Below are 16779 nucleotides of genomic sequence, written 5' to 3'. Positions count from 1 at the left end.
TTTCAGACGCAAATATAGTATATTTATGACTATTCTTTGCAGCGGACCTATTTGAATTGGTTTTTATTCATTTCTGGCAGGGATAAAACAGCATTTGCATTATTTAATCTTTTCTCAAATTAATGACAACAGCTTTCAGCGTAAGGGGACAGTACGTAGATATTCAAAACAGGGACATTTTCCCTGCTGAAATTCAAATCAGCAACAAAAGAATTAAATCTGTTAAACGGATAAACAGTGCACCGAAGCATTATTTGCTCCCCGGCTTTATCGATGCCCATGTACACATCGAGTCCTCGCTGCTTGTTCCATCAGAGTTTGCCAGACTGGCGGTGTTACATGGCACGGTAGCCACAGTCTCAGACCCCCATGAAATTGCCAATGTCTGCGGGGTTCAGGGCATAGATTTTATGGTGAAAAATGGCAAACAGACTGGATTTAAATTCTTTTTCGGCGCTCCATCCTGCGTTCCGGCTACTCCCTTCGAGACGGCAGGAGCTACGATTAGTCCCTCGGATATAGCTCATCTGTTTGAAGAAAAAGGTATTTCTTACCTGGCAGAAATGATGAATTGGCCGGGAGTGCTGGCAGGAGAAAAAAAGGTGATGGAAAAAATTGAGCTGGCCAGGAACTATGGGAAGCCGGTAGACGGCCATGCCCCTGGCCTGAAGGGAAAAGATGCCGCCAGATATGCTGCAGCGGGTATATCCACCGACCACGAGTGCATGAGCATGGAAGAGGGGCGGGATAAAATTGCCTGCGGCATGAAGGTAGCCATCAGGGAAGGTAGTGCCGCAAGAAATTTTGATGCGCTGATCGACCTGATGGACGAATCACCCCGTCAACTGATGTTTTGCGCTGATGACAAACATCCGGACAGTTTGCTGGAAGGGCATATCAATCAACTGGTCGCAAGGGCAATAGCATTGGGTAAAGATCTTTTTGATGTATTACGTGCCGCCTGTATCACACCAGTAACGCATTATGGCCTCGATGTTGGCTTGATGAAGGAAGGCGACCCGGCGGATTTTATCATCGTAGGTAATCTGACAGACTTCATCCCCAGACAAACTTATATCGACGGGAAGCTCGCCGCAGATTTGGGGATCTCTAAAATACAAAAAGTCAGTTGTCAGCCCATCAACCATTTCAATACCGGCCTTCTTACCGATGACGCATTTGAAATCAAAAGCGAAAACGGTCCCGCAAGAATTATTCAGGCGCTGGACCGGCAATTGATTACCAAAACACTATCTGCAGAGGTAAAGACCGAGGGGGGAAAGGTAATGGCAGATACGTCCAGAGATATATTGAAGATTGCCGTAATAAACCGCTACGAGCCCCATGTAAAACCTCAGGTTGCGCTGATCAAAGGTTTTGGTTTAACGCAGGGAGCCATAGCATCCTCTGTGGCCCATGATTCTCACAATCTTATCGTAGTAGGATGCTCGGACGAGACAATGATCAGAGCAGCCAACCTGATTATCAGTAAGCAAGGGGGTTTGTCGGCCGCTTCTGCAGGCAGGGAATGCATACTGCCTCTGCCCGTGGCCGGACTGATGAGCCATGATGACGCGTTTGAAGTCGCCCGAAAATATACCATGCTGGATAAAATGGCCAAAGAGATGGGGGCTACACTTCAATCACCATTTATGACCTTAAGCTTTATGGCATTACTGGTCATTCCTCAGATCAAGATAAGCGACAAGGGGCTTTTTGATGGAAATACTTTTCAATTTGTATCTCTTTTCGAAAACAAGAGCAATACCATTAATTAAATCCAGCTAAGGGTGGGGAGTTTATTGGAAAACATAAAAAAACAAGTAAAGCATCTGTTCTTCTGGGAGAAGAACCCGGTAATGGAAAAACAAATATTCAATGCCACACTGGTGATTGTTTTTCTGTTTATCCTCTTGCTGGCCCTTTTTAATCTGATTATCGGCAATCCGATTTTGCTGGGACTTTCCCTTTTTGTTGCCGCCGAACTATCGTTTTGTTATTACCTCCTCCGAAAGAAAAACAAGTATAAGCTGGCCTACTTTATTTTCGGACTGTCAATTTACCCGATTATGTCGCTCGGATTTTTCTATAATGACGGCATTCAGGGACCCACCATCTATATCCTATTACTGGCCCATCTGGTAATTCTGAGTATTTCTACCCGTGGTGGCCTTGTGTTTTGGACAATGGTGAATGGACTCTTCTTTTTCACGCTGTACTATGTCGGTATTTTTCACGATGACTGGATACCTGAGATGTACAGTAGCAACGAACTCATTTTTTTGGACCATATACTCACTTACCTGACCGCTCTGGCAGGTATTACCATCCTGGTAAGTACGCTCAAAAAATTCTACCGCAGTCAGAAAAACAAAGTAAAGGAAAAAACCAATGAATTGATCCAGCTAAATCGAAGCCTGACCAAGACGAGTGCTCAAAAGGATAAAATCATTACCATCATTTCTCACGATCTCAAAAACCCGCTCCAATCCATTATGCAGACGCTGGAGCTAATGAAAAACGGCGACCTGCCTCCAGATGAGGTAGAATTTTTGCACGAGGAATTGTTGAAAATTACGAGCAGAACGTATAGCATGATGGAAAATATACTGGATTGGTCTTCTTTTGAATTGAAAAGCCAATCCATGAGGGTAAAGGAAATCCGATTGAAATCACTGCTGGAAGATACCACGGAAATATTCCGGGCAATCGCCAGACAGAAACAAATTACTATAGACCTGACCTATAAAAAAGACCCGTTGGTAAAAATCGAGACCGACCGGCTGCTGCTGATTTACAGAAATCTGGTCCAGAATGCCATCAAATTTACCCCTAGCGGAGGAACCGTTACCGTTGAAGTCAATGGTTCGGGTAAATGGGTGAATATCTCCATTCAAGATAATGGAATTGGCATATCGGAGGAGCGGCTACAAAAAATTTTCGAACAGGATATCAAATCTACCTATGGTACGGCACAGGAAAAAGGAACAGGAATGGGTTTGCACTTGTGCTTTCAGAATGCCCATAAACTAGGGGGGCAGATCGAAGTGAAAAGTAAGGAGAACAACGGTTCTGTTTTCGTCCTGACTATTCCGAACGGATTGGACTGAATGGAGAAAAAAAATACTTTGTTATCAATTTTGATTTTTTCCGGATTTCCAGGCAAAAACCAACATGGGCAACTGCGCATAACTCGCCACGCCGGCCCTGACCCCCTGCGATTTGAGGTACAGGTCGTTGGACTTTCTACTCAATTCTAAAAAATAAGGTCTGATTTCAAGATTTGACCGTTGAATGTCGAGGATATCCGCTTTAATTGAAGGATGCATTGCACCCACAAACGCTTTGTAAGCCTCCGCATCCATTTTCTGCAAATCTCTGAGCTGGTACCTGAAAAGTTTCAGCTCACCCACATAATTCAAAAAAGAATCTTTACTTTCAGAACAAACCAGCCATGCCACAAAATTGGCTTCCCCCTCATCTGTAACACCAAATCCATGGGCAAGTTCATGAGCCAGGGTAAAGCTTTTTTCCACGGGATGAAGGGAGGGGTCCAGGTAACCCTCCCCGGAAAAAGGCAAATAGATCCCGAAAATTCCCATCTTTCTCATGGTGCCGGCGGGATAAAGCTGTTTGACGGTAGGCCTCCCTCTCCAGGAATAGCCCAGGCCTGAAAGCAGCTGCTTCATTTCCTTTCTGAGCGTTTCCTTCCTGACAAAAAACTTTGATGACCTGACCAACGCCAGGCTGTCCGGCTGAATACGATTCCTGATCTGCAAAAGCTTTTTCTGAGTATCTTGCATTTCCGCCAATAATACCCGCTGACCTATTGGCTTGGCCTGAAGTGAAAGCTGCTGGTAAAGTGGTATCCGGTAATAGTTTAAACCCCAGAGAAAAAGAAAGAAAAAAATCAGCCAGCCAGAAAAGTTAAGCACAGACCTGAGCAAGGTTTTTAATTTTTGCGCAAAACCGCAATTGCTCCTGAACAGACCCTTTAGAAACAGGTAACCCCATCCCAACAAAGCAGCAATGATCAGATAAACTGCCGGAAAGGGTAGCAGGTTAATGGTATAATCTAATATGCCTCTTATGAGCGGGTAAAATCCCTTGGCATACCATTTTTCGGTAAATGAGGGGAATTTCTGGCATACCAGACGCACGAACAGCGCAAACAGGCCCAGGGTCGCACCTAACCATCGGCTCAAAACCATGGATGTTGAATGGAAAAGATTTTACACCCCTTCAGCCTCTACGCCTTTGACCTCTTCCAGCATTCCGGTCAGCAAATTCTCGATTCCGGCTTTCAGGGTGATGGTGCTGGAGGGACAGCCGGAGCAGGCTCCCTGAAGCAATACTTTGACGATACCGTCCTGAAAACTATGAAACACAATGGCTCCTCCGTCTTGTTCTACCGCAGGGCGGATGTATTCGTCCAGAATACCCTTTATTTTCTTTACCGTCTCACTGTCATTCTCGTCAAAGAGCGGATCCTGGTCAAGCTGGGGAGCAATAGGTTGCTTGCCGGATGACAAAAATTCCTTGATATGATTCCGGATATGTTCCTGAATATCTTCCCAGGGAACCTCATTCTTCTTGGTAACGGTGACAAAATTTGATGCAATAAAAACCCTTTCTACTGCTGCAAAATTAAATAATTCCTTCGCCAGGGGCGCATTTTCAGCACTTCTTTCATCCGGGAAATCAAAACTAACCCCCTCGTCCGCCAACATGAAATTGGCTACAAACTTCAATGAGTTGGGATTGGGGTTGGCTTCCATGTACAGATGAACCGGCTTTTTTTCTGCTTCTAACATTGGTGTAATATTTAAATATGCATTATTTTTTAAGTAAACGCCAGGGATTCGTTGATGGTTCGGATAAAGACCAATTCGCGCTATTTCTCCTATCAGGATGCTGTAAGGGGATTTGCCTTCCGTACCAGTCCTTCAGGCAGTTCCCCCTCGGTAGAAGCCACGACGGTGCACACCATGGCGTCACCGGTAACATTGACGATGGTCCTGAACATGTCCAGGATCCGGTCCGGTGCCAGGATAAGGGCAATGCCGGCGGCGGGCACGCCGATCGACTCTAAAACGATAATCAACATGATCAGACCTGCTCCGGGCACCCCTGCCGTACCGATAGAAGCCAGGGTAGCAGTCATGACTATCAACAGTTGTTGGCTCAGGGTCAGGTCCATACCCAGGGCCTGAGCGATAAATACAGCCGCCACTCCCTGATACAGACTTGTTCCGTCCATATTGATGGTCGCTCCCAACGGCAAGACAAAACTGCTTACTTCCTCAGAAACGCCAATTTCTTCCTCTACCTGTTTCATGGTCACGGGTAAGGTGGCAGAGCTGGAACTGGTCGTGAAGGCGAGAAGCTGGGCCGGTCGGATGGCCTTAAAAAAATCCAGATACTTGACTTTTGTAAATAGTTTCAGGATCATGGGGTAAACAAGCAGTATCATCAAAAACAACCCCCCCAACACTACGAGACTGTACTTCAGCAATGCCAGAAGTAACTCCAGAGCCGAATCAGGATTGTCCCCGGTGATCTCCACAATTAGGGAGGCCATAAGGGCAAAAACACCATAAGGGGCCAGAATCATGATAAATCCAACGATTTTAATAATAACATCATTCAAACCTGCAAAAAAAGCGATTACCGGTTCCGCCTTGCTTTTGGGAATCTGAATCAATGCGATGCCTACAATGATGGCGAAAAAAACCACCTGTAGCATGCTGGCATTGTCGGTAGCGGCCTGAAAAACGTTTTCAGGGACCATGTCAACGAGCGGCTGCAGCGGACTTTGTTCCTTCAATTGTTCTGCTTCCAGAGATTTGCTTCCGGCAGTTTCGTCATACAAACTCATCAGGTTATCCCTGGTATCCGTAGGCAGACTTTTGCCGGGATTAAAAATGTTTACGATCAGTAATCCTATGGTGACGGACAGTGCAGTGGTGATGATATAGGTAACGATGGTCTTACCCCCTATACGGCTAAGCTTGGTGATGTCGCCCAGATTGGAAACGCCGACAATCAAAGAGGCAAGTACCAACGGGACGGCGATCATTTTTAGTCCGTTGATGAAAATGGTACCTATAGGTTTGATATAATTGATGGTGAAGTCGGCAGAAACGCCCATCTTGACGACGCCCAGACCAACTAGTAAACCCAGGACAAGGCCAATGATAATTTGGGTATGCAGGGGTAATTTTGTTTTCATAAGAGGTTAGTGGTTGTGTTGTGGTGATTGGTTATATTTTGCTGGCTCGGTTTAACAGGATATGGTCCGCCAGTACCAACGCGCACATGGCTTCCACAATGGGTACCGCCCTGGGTACCACGCATGGGTCATGGCGACCTTTGCCGCTGACCACCGTCTTTTCTCCGCTGGTATTTACACTTTCCTGGTCTTGCATGATGGTGGCTACAGGTTTAAAAGCTACACGGAAATAAATGTCTTCGCCATTCGAAATTCCGCCCTGAATTCCTCCGGAAAAATTAGTGATGGTTTTTACTTTTCCGTCTTTTTGGTAAAAGGCATCGTTGTGTTCCGACCCTTTCATGCTCACCCCTTCAAAACCACTTCCGTATTCAAAACCTTTGACAGCATTGATACTGAGCATGGCATGTCCCAGCACGGCATGCAGCCGGTCAAATACAGGTTCACCAAGAGCAGGTGGGACTCCCTGTGCCACGCAGCTCACCACCCCACCTATGGTATCTCTGTTCTTTCTGGTTTCATCGATCAGGTCTATCATTTGCCCGGCAGTGACTGGATCCGGGCAGCGCACCATATTGGATTCAATCTGCCCCAGATCCAATTCCGTATATTTTTTTTCCAGACGTATGTGACCTGCCTGACTCACATAGGCATGTATCTGAATTCCATACTGTGCCAGCATCAGTTTGGCTACGGCCCCTGCCGCCACCCGGGCAGCAGTTTCCCTTGCACTACTCCTACCTCCGCCACGGTAATCCCTTACACCAAATTTCTGGTGATAGGTATAATCTGCATGGGAGGGTCGAAACTTGTCGGCAATATGCGAGTAATCCTTACTTTTCTGGTCGGTATTGTAAATGACGATGGCTATGGGAGTACCCGTGCTCTTTCCTTCAAACACACCGGACAAAATTTCAAACTCATCCTCTTCCTTACGTTGGGTGGTAATTTTGGATTGTCCTGGCTTTCTTCTTTGAAGCTCCTGCCGGATGAAGTCCTCAGAAATGCCTATACCGGCCGGACAGCCATCAATGACTACCCCCAGACCCATACCATGAGACTCACCAAAGGTGGTGATCGTGAAAACATTACCAAATGTATTGCGCATGAACTAATTTTTCTTAACAATCAAAAATCCCAATAAAATCAATGCCAGAAAAAGCAGGACATTTATCAGGACGGAAAAATAGTATTTATATCCCTGGTTTAAAAGCTTATTGTCTTCAACTTCTATCAGGTCATACAATCCCCCCAGCCGGGAAGAGGAGATGGCCTGGTTGATGCGGCTTTCACCAGTGACATTGACCACAGCACTGGGCTGCAAAGTATCGTATCGGGCCAGTTCCGGGTTAAAATAAACCCATTCGAAGTGATCTTCAAGGGCCAGCTTTTTCTGTTCATTTAAGGTGATAAAATAGCTGAATTCTTTCATCCCGGTCACTTTTCCCCTTCCCCGGTTGATCTGCACCTGCTCGTTGGGGTCAAAAGTGTTGAGTTTTTGCGCTCTCTTTATAGCTGGTGGACGAATGGAACTGATATTGCCTTCCCCCAGAATAGTAAAATCATAGGTAAATCCCTCCCCTGTGCTCACCTCCAGCTCTTCGAAACTTTCTCTCAGCCGGTAATTGCCCACGCTTACTTCGTTTTTCAGCGGGTGGGGTGGGAGCGGTTTGACTTTGATTGACTTGGGCTGGGAATAAAAGGTTTTAAAATCCTGAAGACGGTTGCTGCCAAAAAAACTAGGATTCTTGGCCAATCGGTATTTAATCATTTCCCAACCGACCTGCGGGAAATCTACGCTACCCGAATTGAAGGGGAAAAAACTGGCTTCATACACCTTATACTTCGTCCAGACCTTACCTCCGAAGCTTACCTTTTCGGGCTGAATACTGGTAATGTTGAAATTCTCTTCCCAGGCGTTTCCAGGTTTTATTTCGTTGATGATCCGCTCCAGCTGCTTCCCGGGCTCATGAAAATTAAAAGGCGCCTGGTTTGCCTCAGACATGTAAAAAGCCAGGCTAACATTAAAGCCTTCCCCTACAAATACCTCTTCCTTGTCGACCGATAGAGAGAAAAAAGCATCGTCCTCCACTTCCACATACTCCGGTTCTTCTGTATCCCGCCTCCCAAACAGATCATCGATGGGATCCAATGCCCGGTTATTCCTGGTACTTGCACGGGCATCGACCACCGTGAGGGTCTTCCCGGGCGTTGATACCGACTCTCCATTGACCGAGAGGGTAAAATCCGGAAGCGTAAACTGCCCCTTCCGAATCGGCTTGTAGTATTGAATGACACTATTGGTGCTGCTCATCTGTCCATTAATGATATTCATGGATGAGCTCTGTGAAACGCCTTGCTTTTGAAATCCGGGAATTTCTGGTAGCTGGTCGTAGGACCGTATCTTCTCACCCGAAACGGTGACCCGAATGGTAAAGGATTCATTCAATGCCACTTCACTCTCTCCCAATTCGATCTTGATATCCTGGGCTTCTGCCTGGGCCCAGAAAAGGCTTATAAGAAATACGAAAAGAAAGTGGTTCTTCGTTAAGCACATATAAGATGATTGTATTATCTTTAAATATAACTGCAAATAAACAAGTATATTTTATACGTAACAAATCAAATTGATTGCCGTAAGCAGTTATTATAGCATTCTTTTTTAAAAAACTAACTTAAACTAACATGAACCATGATGGAATATGTTAAAACTATTTTATTGAAAGTAAGTTTTGACAGTAAACTCTTTGAAAAAGAGTTGCGAAAGGGACTGAACCTACTGGTTCCCGCAGAACTGGAGGAGTTCAGGGTTTGGTGTTACAAGACATTTTCAAAGATATACGGGCCGATTTTGAACAAGTACTTTATCAAATTGGCCGGTTAACCATCCATCCAGCGCCCCAGATAATGGGGCGTTTTTTTTGCTATTCCTTTCCTGATTTACGATACGCTGCCTTTTTTACGCTGATTTCTACAAAAATTTGACTACTTTTAAACGAATCAAGAGTTTGAGGATATGGAAAAGAAGAAATCAGGATTTGAAGAGATCGAAAAGATGCTTCAGGAAATAGGCAACAAAATTGAGGTATTGATCGAAAAGGGGACCAAAGCTACTGGTGAGGCCAGTGACGAAATAGAAAAAAAGATCAAGGAGCTCCACAAGAATAAAGAAAAACTCGAAAAAGAACTAAAAGAAAAAAAAGCCAAATTTGAAGAGCAATACAAGGGAAAAAAAGGAAATGCCAGGCCCTTTTTTGAAGAGTCGTTGCTTCATTTCAAACAAAGTGTACGTTCTTTGATCAGTGCTATAAATGAGCTGATGAAATAGGGCATTTATTTCGCAGTGCATTCCACTCCCCTCTCCTTTCGGATATTTACCGCATGGCTGACTCCTCCCGGCATTTTTGATTCATAAATTTTTTGGTTGCCCGTGAATCCCGCATGTTGTCGAAACCCAACAATTGAATAATCGGAAATACCGTCGTAGTTTTGCTGCATGAATTACCTATCTGTAGAGAATTTGAGCAAATCTTTTGGAGAAAGAGTACTATTCTCCGGGATTTCTTTTGGGATAGATCAGGGGCAGAAAACAGCTCTGGTCGGCATAAACGGAGCTGGAAAATCCACGCTGATGAAAATTATCATGGGCGAAGAGATCCCTGATGAGGGACAGGTGGTGATCAACCAGGAAGTAAAGATTGCTTATGTACACCAAAACCCGGTTTTCTCCGGGGAAAAAAGCATTTACCAAACCATCTTTGACGACCCTGACAACGAAACGATACAGGTGATTCAGGCTTATCAGAAAGCCCTTTTGCTGGCGGAAAAAGAAGGCAAAAACGAAATCTTACAGCCACTCTTCGAAAAAATGGATCAGCTGCAGGCCTGGGATTTTGAATATCAAATCAACGAGGTGCTGGGCAAACTGGGCCTTCATGATACCGGCATTCCGGTGGCGGCACTCAGCGGAGGACAAAGGAAGCGGGTAGCCCTTGCCAAAGCCATACTGAATTTTCCGGATCTCCTGTTGCTGGACGAGCCTACCAACCACCTGGACCTGGAAACAATTGAGTGGCTGGAGGAGTACCTTTCCAAAGCCAACCTTTCCCTGCTCATGGTCACCCATGACCGGTATTTTCTGGATAAGGTTACCAATCAGATCCTCGAGTTGGAGCAGGGTAATCTTTATCGTTATTCGGGAAATTACGGATACTTCCTGCAGAAAAAGGCAGACCGTAAGGCCGCTCAGGCCTCCGAACAGGAGAAAGCCAGAAGCCTGTATAAAAAAGAGCTGGAGTGGATCCGCCGCCAACCCAAAGCCAGGGGCACCAAAGCCAAATACAGGGTCGACGCCTTTGAGGAAACCAAGGAAAAAGCCTTCAGTAAGGCTGAGGAGCGCGACATCAGCCTGGAAGTGACAGCGCAGCGGCTGGGAAAAAAAATAGTGGAAATCGAAAAAATAGACAAATCCTACGGTGATGTCAAATTGGTAAAAGACTTTAGTTATACCTTTAAAAAGCGGGACAAAATAGGCATTGTAGGACCAAACGGGGCGGGTAAGACCACCTTCCTCAATATGCTTACCGGCCTGATCAGTCCGGACAGGGGATCCGTTACCATCGGTCAGACAACTGCTTTTGGTTATTACCGACAGGAGGAGGATAGCTTTGATGAAAGCAAGCGATTGATCGATATCGTCAAAGAAGTGGCCGAGGTCGTAACGGTGGCGGGCGGAAGTACGATTACGGTAAGTCAATTCCTTACCCAATTCGGATTTCCGCCAAAGCAACAGCACACCCCGGTGTCAAAATTAAGCGGTGGTGAAAGAAGAAGACTCCAACTGCTTATGGTGTTGGTAAAAAGTCCGAATTTCCTTATCCTGGATGAGCCGACAAATGATCTGGACATTGTCACCCTAAATACTCTTGAAGAATTTTTAGACAATTTTCCAGGTTGTCTGATCATTGTCTCGCACGATCGGTATTTTATGGACCGGCTTGTAGAACACCTTTTTGTCTTCGAAGGTGAGGGTCAGATCAGTGATTTTCCCGGCAACTACAGCGATTTCCGCGAAAACCTGAAACAAAAAAAAGCATCCACGGCAAAAAAAGCTGCAGATCCCACAATGCAGGATAGGAAAAAACCGGATAACCAAACCAATAAGGCAAGCTTCAATGACAAAAAAGAATTTGAAAGCATCAATAGAGAGCTGGAAAAGCTGGCCAAAGACAAGGCCTCACTAATCAATAAAATCAATGAAGGAACGGACGACCACCAATGTCTTATAGAATGGTCCAGAGAAATAGAAAATATTGACAATAAAGCCTCCGGTCTGGAAATGCGCTGGCTGGAACTCAGTGAATTGGATGGGATAGACTAAGCCGCGGGTCAATAGGTTTTTTTTTATCTGATTGCACCAAAGGTCACGGCCATCTCCAGGACTACATTTGTCTGTAAATGCACCAAACCTGCAGGTCAAGTACGATGTTTCTTTCAGGGTTTCGCAATCGCAAACCCTGTCCATTACAAAACGTAAATCTTCATTTCTAAACCAGAATTTTCGGAATCTGCCTATCCTGGTGTTGATAATACCTCTTACGGTTATGCTGAGGGTTCCTTTATCCCGCAAAATATCTCTAGATAGTCGAGCATTAATCGCTGCATTGGCCGGATTTTACCCTGAGTATACACTATGGTCACGCTGCAATTTCCCTAAAATGGAATTGAAAAGGAAAAGGCCTTTTAGATTCTCTTCAATACTTCGGCAATCAACTTCTCAATGAGCTCTTCCGGAGAGTCAGAAAAGGTGCCTGTGAGCCGGTTGGCAACGATGGCATTCAGACTAAGGGTCGCATGGCCCAAAAGCCTCCCCATGGCATAATATCCGGCCGTCTCCATTTCAAAATTGGACAGGTGACGACCCTCTGGATTAAGGTTCCCCAGGCGGTCAAAGATATCGGGAAATGAAGGCTCCAGCCTAACCCTTCTGCCCTGCGGGCCAAAGAATCCCGGGCAGGTAACTGTAATTCCTGACTGCAATCCCTGGAATTTAGCGCGCAGGGCAGCGGACCCCTGCACGCAGTAGGGAGCAAAAGGCAGATCAAGGCAGGTTTTTACCTGATTGGAGATCCTGGCCTCGATATCTGTTTGCTCAAGGGTATAAAATGCCATGAGGCTGTCAAGACCCACAGCGAAATCGGATACCAGCAAACTTCCTTCGGGAATATCAGACCGCATGCTGCCGGAAGTTCCTACACGCACCACGTTTAATCGATGGTGTTCGTTCTTTGGAAGCCTCGTATCAAAATCCACATTAAAAAGTGCATCCAGTTCGGTCATAAAAATTTCAACATTGTCCGTTCCCATGCCGGTGCTGATCACGCTGAGCCTTTTACCCTGGTAAAAACCCGTATGGGTGACAAACTCGCGCTTTTGAACAGTGTATTCAATGCTGTCAAAATACCTGGATATTTTACCCACCCGGTCTGGATCCCCGACGGCAATCACCGTATCTGCCACCTGGCCCGGCATCAGATTCAGGTGGTAGATACTACCATCTGCATTGATGATGAGCTCAGATTCAGGGATGGGTTTTGCCATGTAACACAGATTTTATTTTCGACGCATTGGGTTTCTGGTAAAACCCCTTGTAAGGATTATACCCATTGGTATTTTTTTGATAGTATCCGGTGCCGTTATAGGGCCTTTTTTGCGGATGTGTTTTACATACTTCAGAACAGGCTCCTTCCATTTCCCAGCCACAGGATTCACAGATAGGCACATGTTCGTTACAGTCCGGATTGGCGCAGTTGACCATTCGATCTGAGGCAGTGCCGCAAACAAAGCATTTGGAAACTATTTTTGGGTTGACCTGATTTACCTCTACAGCAAGGCGATTGTCAAAGACATAGCACTTCCCTTCAAAATCTTCCCCGCCTGCCTCCATGCCATATTTGATGATCCCTCCATGCAATTGGTAAACATCCTTAAATCCCTGTTCGAGTAGAAAGGCTGATGCTTTTTCGCATTTGATACCACCGGTACAATAGGTAAGCACTTTCTTTTCTTTCAGGTGTGCCAGCTCACTTACTTTTGCGGGAAAATCCCTGAAATTGTCTATATCCAACCTAACCGCATTCTTAAAATGTCCCAATTCATGCTCGTAATTGGAGCGCACATCCAGAATAACCACGTCTTCCTCATCTTTCAATGCCCTGAACTCCTCAGGCTCCAGGTGCTTTCCAGTCTTTAGGCGTGGATTGATGTGTTTCAATCCGGAATGCACGATTTCGTCTTTTGCCCTTACATTGATCTTTGCAAAAGCATGCTCGTGGTGCTCATCGACTTTAAATTCGGTATCGGCAAACCTGGGATCAGATTTGACATACGCCATGTATTTTTCACAATCCTCTTTTAGTCCCGACACCGTGCCATTTAGTCCCTCTGAGGAGACGATGATTCTACCCCTGATATTGTTTTCGATACAAAACAGGTGGTGTTCATCACGGTAAGCCTCCAAATCATCGATCCGGGCATAGCAGTAGTACAATAAAATGTTGTATTCCATAACTCAATCCCTGTTTCAGGCAGGGTGTTATTTGTTAAATATCAATTACCTGTAATCACGATTCAATCTCTTTTGCCGGATTGCCAAAGACAGTTTGATTGGCTTCTACATCGGCAATAACAACCGATCCGGCTCCGATCCGCGCATTTTTTCCGATTTTGATCCCGGCGACCAGTGTCACCCCTGAGCCAATGAAAGCACCTTTCTCTATGGTCACGCCAGAATTTACTACCGCTCCGGCGCCGACCTGCACAAAATCTCCAAGCTTCGCCTGGTGCTCTATGCTGGCATTGGTATGCAAAATACAGTGGTTACCAATCTCGGCGCCAGCACCGATGGTTACCTTGGCGTTGATGAAATTTCCATGACCTATGGCTGCATCAGTAGACAAATACGCCAACCGGTGGAGGGCATTGACAGGCTGCACCTTTCTTTTCTCATTCAGCATCGTTACCAACGCCTCCCTGTACTTTGCATCATCAATGGCTACAAATGCCTCACATTTCTTTCCAATGAGTTTTAGAAAACCATCATCCTCCGGTCCGCCCAATATGCTGATGTTATTGATCTCCTTCCTGTGCAGGCTTTCATCTTCATCCAGGAATCCATACACCACCAGCTCATGGCTATTAAAAATCTCCAGAGCGGGATGAGCTATCCCCCGGGCTCCAAATATAATGATGGGTTTGTCCATAATTTTTTGTTTTAAAATGCAAAATTACAGGAAATTACTATCCCATGCAAAGATCATTTCAGATTAGGCCTCAGCAGATTCTGACCAATTTTGCAGTAAAGGCACTTCCTTTTGGCACAGTACCCGTGGTACAATCCCAGCATGCCCTGGCTGTCAAAGGCATTGCCAGGTGGCCAGCCTACAGCCAAAAAAATATCCGTCAGGCTATTTTTCTCTGCCGAAACTTCCTGTAAGAAATTGAAACACTTTTCCTGCCATTGATTCAAATCTGCATATCGCCCATAGGCGTACCACAGGGGTATCACAAAGTTTATGGCCAACAAATCGAGCACAGCCGGACTCAGGCCAGGCCGGAATTTCCGTTTCATGGATTTGCCAAAATGGTAATGCTGCCGCCAATAATCACTCAATTCAAAAACAAAAATATCCTTGAAAGCCGCTTGATTATCCAGTTCATAAAGTACATTGGAAAATAAATTGGGTGTCTGGTTCAATAAGGCTGCCAGTTGAGCTAGTCTCAGCGAAGGGAAGTTTCCCGGCCGCACCTTCATAAACTTCCATTCTGATCCGAACAATTTATTCTTTAAGCTATACTTCCTCTGAAGGAAATCAAAATGGGTTTTGAGTGTATCCTGGTAGCCCGTTTCCAAACCCAGGGTGGGATTTATCATCCCTGCCTGCCCAAAGATCATCGCCTCTACGAGCGTAAGGTTACCCGCATTTTTCTTGATCAATTTGTAGGGAAGGCTCCGGGCCAGCTTAAGCATGGGGCCTGCATTGGTTTTAAACCCGAATGCTTGGAATAACCACTGATAGGCTGTTTCCTCCCAATCCTGCCCGTTTTTATCCAGGAGTGACAGCACCATCCGGCTCTTCTCCTGCATTCTTTCTACCAGTGCCTTTTCCAGCATGGAAAACTTCAATATGGCCGGGACTTCGGCCAGGGCCTCGCTACAGAGTAACTTATTGGGAGAAAACAGCAACTTTTCATAATTTCTGATCACATCAAAAGGTACCTTTCCCGAGAGCGACAAGGTAGGTATAGCCGTACCATCAGCTCTGAAAACTTCTTCATCCAGATCCCAAACCACATGCAATACCACGCTATTGTAAGCAGGATCTTTGTGGTGATGATGGGCTTTCCAATCGGAGGCTTTCAGGTGAATCTCTACATGTCCATAGTTTTTTATACCTCCCAGAATAATTTCTGCCTCTTTGAAATCGGGCCCTTCATGCTGATTGTGCCATCCGATCTTCTGAATGGATAATGGAAGGCCCGAACTGGTCGCCAGTCCCTTTTTATCAAAATACTGGTACTTCCATACCAGATGAAGAAAATCTTCCTGAAATTGAACCATAAAAAATACATTGAAATCAGATTTAATTTACCCAGAAAAATAAAAACCCCAAAAAAGTGTGAAAATTAATTTCCTTAGCAATAGGTATTTAGCAACTTTTCCATGGATATCTGCAGTTGTTGGGCCTCCTTTTTAGCTGCCAGCCCAAAATCCTCGGCACCGGATGCGTAAATGATTCCTCTTGAAGAATTGACAAGCAGCCCGCACCTCTTATTCATGCCGGCTCTGGCCACTTCCTCCAGGCTACCTCCCTGTGCACCTACCCCCGGAACAAGTAAGAAATGGTCGGGGACGATTTTTCTGACTGACTGTAGATGACTTACCTGAGTGGCACCGACCACAAACATAATGTTCTCCGAACTGCCCCAATTTTTGCTCTTTTCCAAAACTCGTTCAAACAGGGCATGATGGTGCTCGTCGGTCAGCATTTGAAAATCCTGGCTTCCCTCATTGGAAGTAAGTGCCAGCAATATCACCCACTTGCCCTCAAATTCCAAAAAGGGAGTAACACTGTCCCGCCCCATATAAGGCGCTACTGTTACGGCATCAAAGTTCATCTGCTGGAAGAATGCTCTGGCATACAGACCCGAGGTATTTCCGATATCGCCTCGTTTGGCATCGGCGATGGTAAAAACGTTGTTTGGCAGGTAGTCGAGGGTTTTTTGTAGTGTCTCCAGACCTCCCGGCCCCATTGCTTCATAAAACGCCAGATTTGGCTTATACGCCACTGCCTGATCAATAGTATGGTCAATGATAATCCGGTTAAACACATAAACCGGGTCTTCTTCCCTATGCAGGTGGCGGGGCAATTTCTCCCACACCGGATCCAGCCCCACACATAAAAAAGACTGTTTTCTCTGGATTTCCGCAAATATTTCCTGTGATGTCATGGAGCAAAAATAGGAAAACCGCTGCAAAACAAAATGAT

The 16779-nt window shown here is 45.5% G+C and carries 16 protein-coding genes; 5 read left to right on the top strand and 11 right to left on the bottom strand.

Annotated elements, in window-relative coordinates:
- Positions 1–122 precede the first annotated feature (122 nt).
- Both ade and BUB19_RS18090 read left to right on the top strand, forming a co-directional pair.
- Positions 123–1778: an adenine deaminase gene (gene ade / locus BUB19_RS18095; RefSeq protein ID WP_073096398.1), complete on the top strand. Its 1656-nt coding sequence runs from the start codon at positions 123–125 to the stop codon at positions 1776–1778.
- 81 nt (positions 1779–1859) lie between these two features.
- On the top strand, positions 1860–3110 hold the full coding sequence (locus tag BUB19_RS18090; RefSeq protein WP_073096490.1) for a sensor histidine kinase: 1251 nt from the start codon (positions 1860–1862) through the stop codon (positions 3108–3110).
- 24 nt (positions 3111–3134) lie between these two features.
- Here the strand turns inward: BUB19_RS18090 and BUB19_RS18085 are convergent, their stop codons facing one another.
- The 5 genes from BUB19_RS18085 to BUB19_RS18065 all read right to left on the bottom strand — a co-directional run bounded on the left by BUB19_RS18085 (position 3135) and on the right by BUB19_RS18065 (position 8789).
- Positions 3135–4205 carry a DUF3810 domain-containing protein gene (locus BUB19_RS18085; RefSeq protein WP_178371531.1) on the bottom strand — a complete coding sequence of 357 codons (1071 nt, stop codon included), beginning with the start codon at positions 4203–4205 and terminating at the stop codon, positions 3135–3137.
- A 27-nt stretch (positions 4206–4232) separates the two neighbouring features.
- Entirely contained in the window at positions 4233–4814 is a 582-nt protein-coding gene (locus BUB19_RS18080) for a NifU family protein (RefSeq protein ID WP_073096394.1), read from the bottom strand.
- A gap of 92 nt (positions 4815–4906) precedes the next feature.
- The gene (locus BUB19_RS18075; RefSeq protein ID WP_073096392.1) at positions 4907–6232 is read right to left on the bottom strand and encodes a dicarboxylate/amino acid:cation symporter; all 1326 of its coding nucleotides are present in this window, start codon (positions 6230–6232) and stop codon (positions 4907–4909) included.
- 31 nt (positions 6233–6263) lie between these two features.
- Entirely contained in the window at positions 6264–7340 is a 1077-nt protein-coding gene (aroC, locus tag BUB19_RS18070; protein ID WP_073096390.1) for a chorismate synthase, read from the bottom strand.
- A gap of 3 nt (positions 7341–7343) precedes the next feature.
- A complete protein-coding gene (locus tag BUB19_RS18065; protein ID WP_073096388.1) occupies positions 7344–8789 on the bottom strand; it encodes a BatD family protein in 1446 nt (481 codons plus the stop codon).
- Between the two features lie 135 nt (positions 8790–8924).
- Between BUB19_RS18065 and BUB19_RS18060 the strand changes: the two genes are divergently transcribed.
- Complete coding sequence (locus tag BUB19_RS18060) at positions 8925–9116, top strand: hypothetical protein (RefSeq protein ID WP_073096386.1); 192 nt, start codon at positions 8925–8927, stop codon at positions 9114–9116.
- A gap of 132 nt (positions 9117–9248) precedes the next feature.
- Complete coding sequence (locus tag BUB19_RS18055) at positions 9249–9560, top strand: hypothetical protein (protein ID WP_073096384.1); 312 nt, start codon at positions 9249–9251, stop codon at positions 9558–9560.
- Between the two features lie 5 nt (positions 9561–9565).
- Here BUB19_RS18055 and BUB19_RS24395 read toward each other — a convergent pair whose 3' ends face one another.
- Positions 9566–9730, bottom strand: a complete 165-nt coding sequence (locus BUB19_RS24395) for a hypothetical protein (RefSeq protein ID WP_218588574.1) — start codon at positions 9728–9730, stop codon at positions 9566–9568.
- Here BUB19_RS24395 and BUB19_RS18050 point away from each other — a divergent pair.
- Positions 9729–11612 carry an ABC-F family ATP-binding cassette domain-containing protein gene (locus BUB19_RS18050; protein WP_073096382.1) on the top strand — a complete coding sequence of 628 codons (1884 nt, stop codon included), beginning with the start codon at positions 9729–9731 and terminating at the stop codon, positions 11610–11612. The two genes, BUB19_RS24395 and BUB19_RS18050, sit on opposite strands and share 2 nt — an antisense overlap.
- Positions 11613–11974: 362 nt before the next feature.
- Here BUB19_RS18050 and BUB19_RS18045 read toward each other — a convergent pair whose 3' ends face one another.
- The 5 genes from BUB19_RS18045 to pyrF all read right to left on the bottom strand — a co-directional run bounded on the left by BUB19_RS18045 (position 11975) and on the right by pyrF (position 16741).
- On the bottom strand, positions 11975–12832 hold the full coding sequence (locus tag BUB19_RS18045) for a nucleoside phosphorylase (protein ID WP_073096380.1): 858 nt from the start codon (positions 12830–12832) through the stop codon (positions 11975–11977).
- Positions 12813–13799, bottom strand: a complete 987-nt coding sequence (gene trhO, locus BUB19_RS18040; protein WP_073096378.1) for an oxygen-dependent tRNA uridine(34) hydroxylase TrhO — start codon at positions 13797–13799, stop codon at positions 12813–12815. The genes BUB19_RS18045 and trhO overlap by 20 nt, the downstream gene beginning before the upstream one ends.
- 55 nt (positions 13800–13854) lie before the next feature.
- The gene (locus BUB19_RS18035; RefSeq protein WP_073096376.1) at positions 13855–14493 is read right to left on the bottom strand and encodes an acetyltransferase; all 639 of its coding nucleotides are present in this window, start codon (positions 14491–14493) and stop codon (positions 13855–13857) included.
- A gap of 53 nt (positions 14494–14546) precedes the next feature.
- A complete protein-coding gene (locus BUB19_RS18030) occupies positions 14547–15851 on the bottom strand; it encodes a DUF2851 family protein (protein ID WP_073096374.1) in 1305 nt (434 codons plus the stop codon).
- Positions 15852–15925: 74 nt separating this feature from the next.
- Positions 15926–16741 (bottom strand): orotidine-5'-phosphate decarboxylase, encoded by an 816-nt coding sequence (gene pyrF / locus BUB19_RS18025; RefSeq protein ID WP_073096372.1) that lies wholly within the window; start codon positions 16739–16741, stop codon positions 15926–15928.
- Positions 16742–16779: the final 38 nt, after the last annotated feature.

The organism is Cyclobacterium lianum (genome assembly GCF_900143075.1).
GTDB classification, from domain to species: domain Bacteria; phylum Bacteroidota; class Bacteroidia; order Cytophagales; family Cyclobacteriaceae; genus Cyclobacterium; species Cyclobacterium lianum.
Note: the sequence above shows the minus strand (reverse complement) of the source record. Positions and strands in the feature narration are given on the sequence as shown.

Coding starts and splice junctions, on each gene's coding strand:
- ade (WP_073096398.1), top strand. CDS start 123: ATGACAACAGCTTTCAGCGTAAGGGGACAGTACGTAGATATTCAAAAC.
- BUB19_RS18090 (WP_073096490.1), top strand. CDS start 1,860: ATGGAAAAACAAATATTCAATGCCACACTGGTGATTGTTTTTCTGTTT.
- BUB19_RS18080 (WP_073096394.1), bottom strand. CDS start 4,814: ATGTTAGAAGCAGAAAAAAAGCCGGTTCATCTGTACATGGAAGCCAAC.
- BUB19_RS18075 (WP_073096392.1), bottom strand. CDS start 6,232: ATGAAAACAAAATTACCCCTGCATACCCAAATTATCATTGGCCTTGTC.
- aroC (WP_073096390.1), bottom strand. CDS start 7,340: ATGCGCAATACATTTGGTAATGTTTTCACGATCACCACCTTTGGTGAG.
- BUB19_RS18065 (WP_073096388.1), bottom strand. CDS start 8,789: ATGTGCTTAACGAAGAACCACTTTCTTTTCGTATTTCTTATAAGCCTT.
- BUB19_RS18060 (WP_073096386.1), top strand. CDS start 8,925: ATGATGGAATATGTTAAAACTATTTTATTGAAAGTAAGTTTTGACAGT.
- BUB19_RS18055 (WP_073096384.1), top strand. CDS start 9,249: ATGGAAAAGAAGAAATCAGGATTTGAAGAGATCGAAAAGATGCTTCAG.
- BUB19_RS18050 (WP_073096382.1), top strand. CDS start 9,729: ATGAATTACCTATCTGTAGAGAATTTGAGCAAATCTTTTGGAGAAAGA.
- BUB19_RS24395 (WP_218588574.1), bottom strand. CDS start 9,730: ATGCAGCAAAACTACGACGGTATTTCCGATTATTCAATTGTTGGGTTT.
- BUB19_RS18045 (WP_073096380.1), bottom strand. CDS start 12,832: ATGGCAAAACCCATCCCTGAATCTGAGCTCATCATCAATGCAGATGGT.
- trhO (WP_073096378.1), bottom strand. CDS start 13,799: ATGGAATACAACATTTTATTGTACTACTGCTATGCCCGGATCGATGAT.
- BUB19_RS18035 (WP_073096376.1), bottom strand. CDS start 14,493: ATGGACAAACCCATCATTATATTTGGAGCCCGGGGGATAGCTCATCCC.
- BUB19_RS18030 (WP_073096374.1), bottom strand. CDS start 15,851: ATGGTTCAATTTCAGGAAGATTTTCTTCATCTGGTATGGAAGTACCAG.
- pyrF (WP_073096372.1), bottom strand. CDS start 16,741: ATGACATCACAGGAAATATTTGCGGAAATCCAGAGAAAACAGTCTTTT.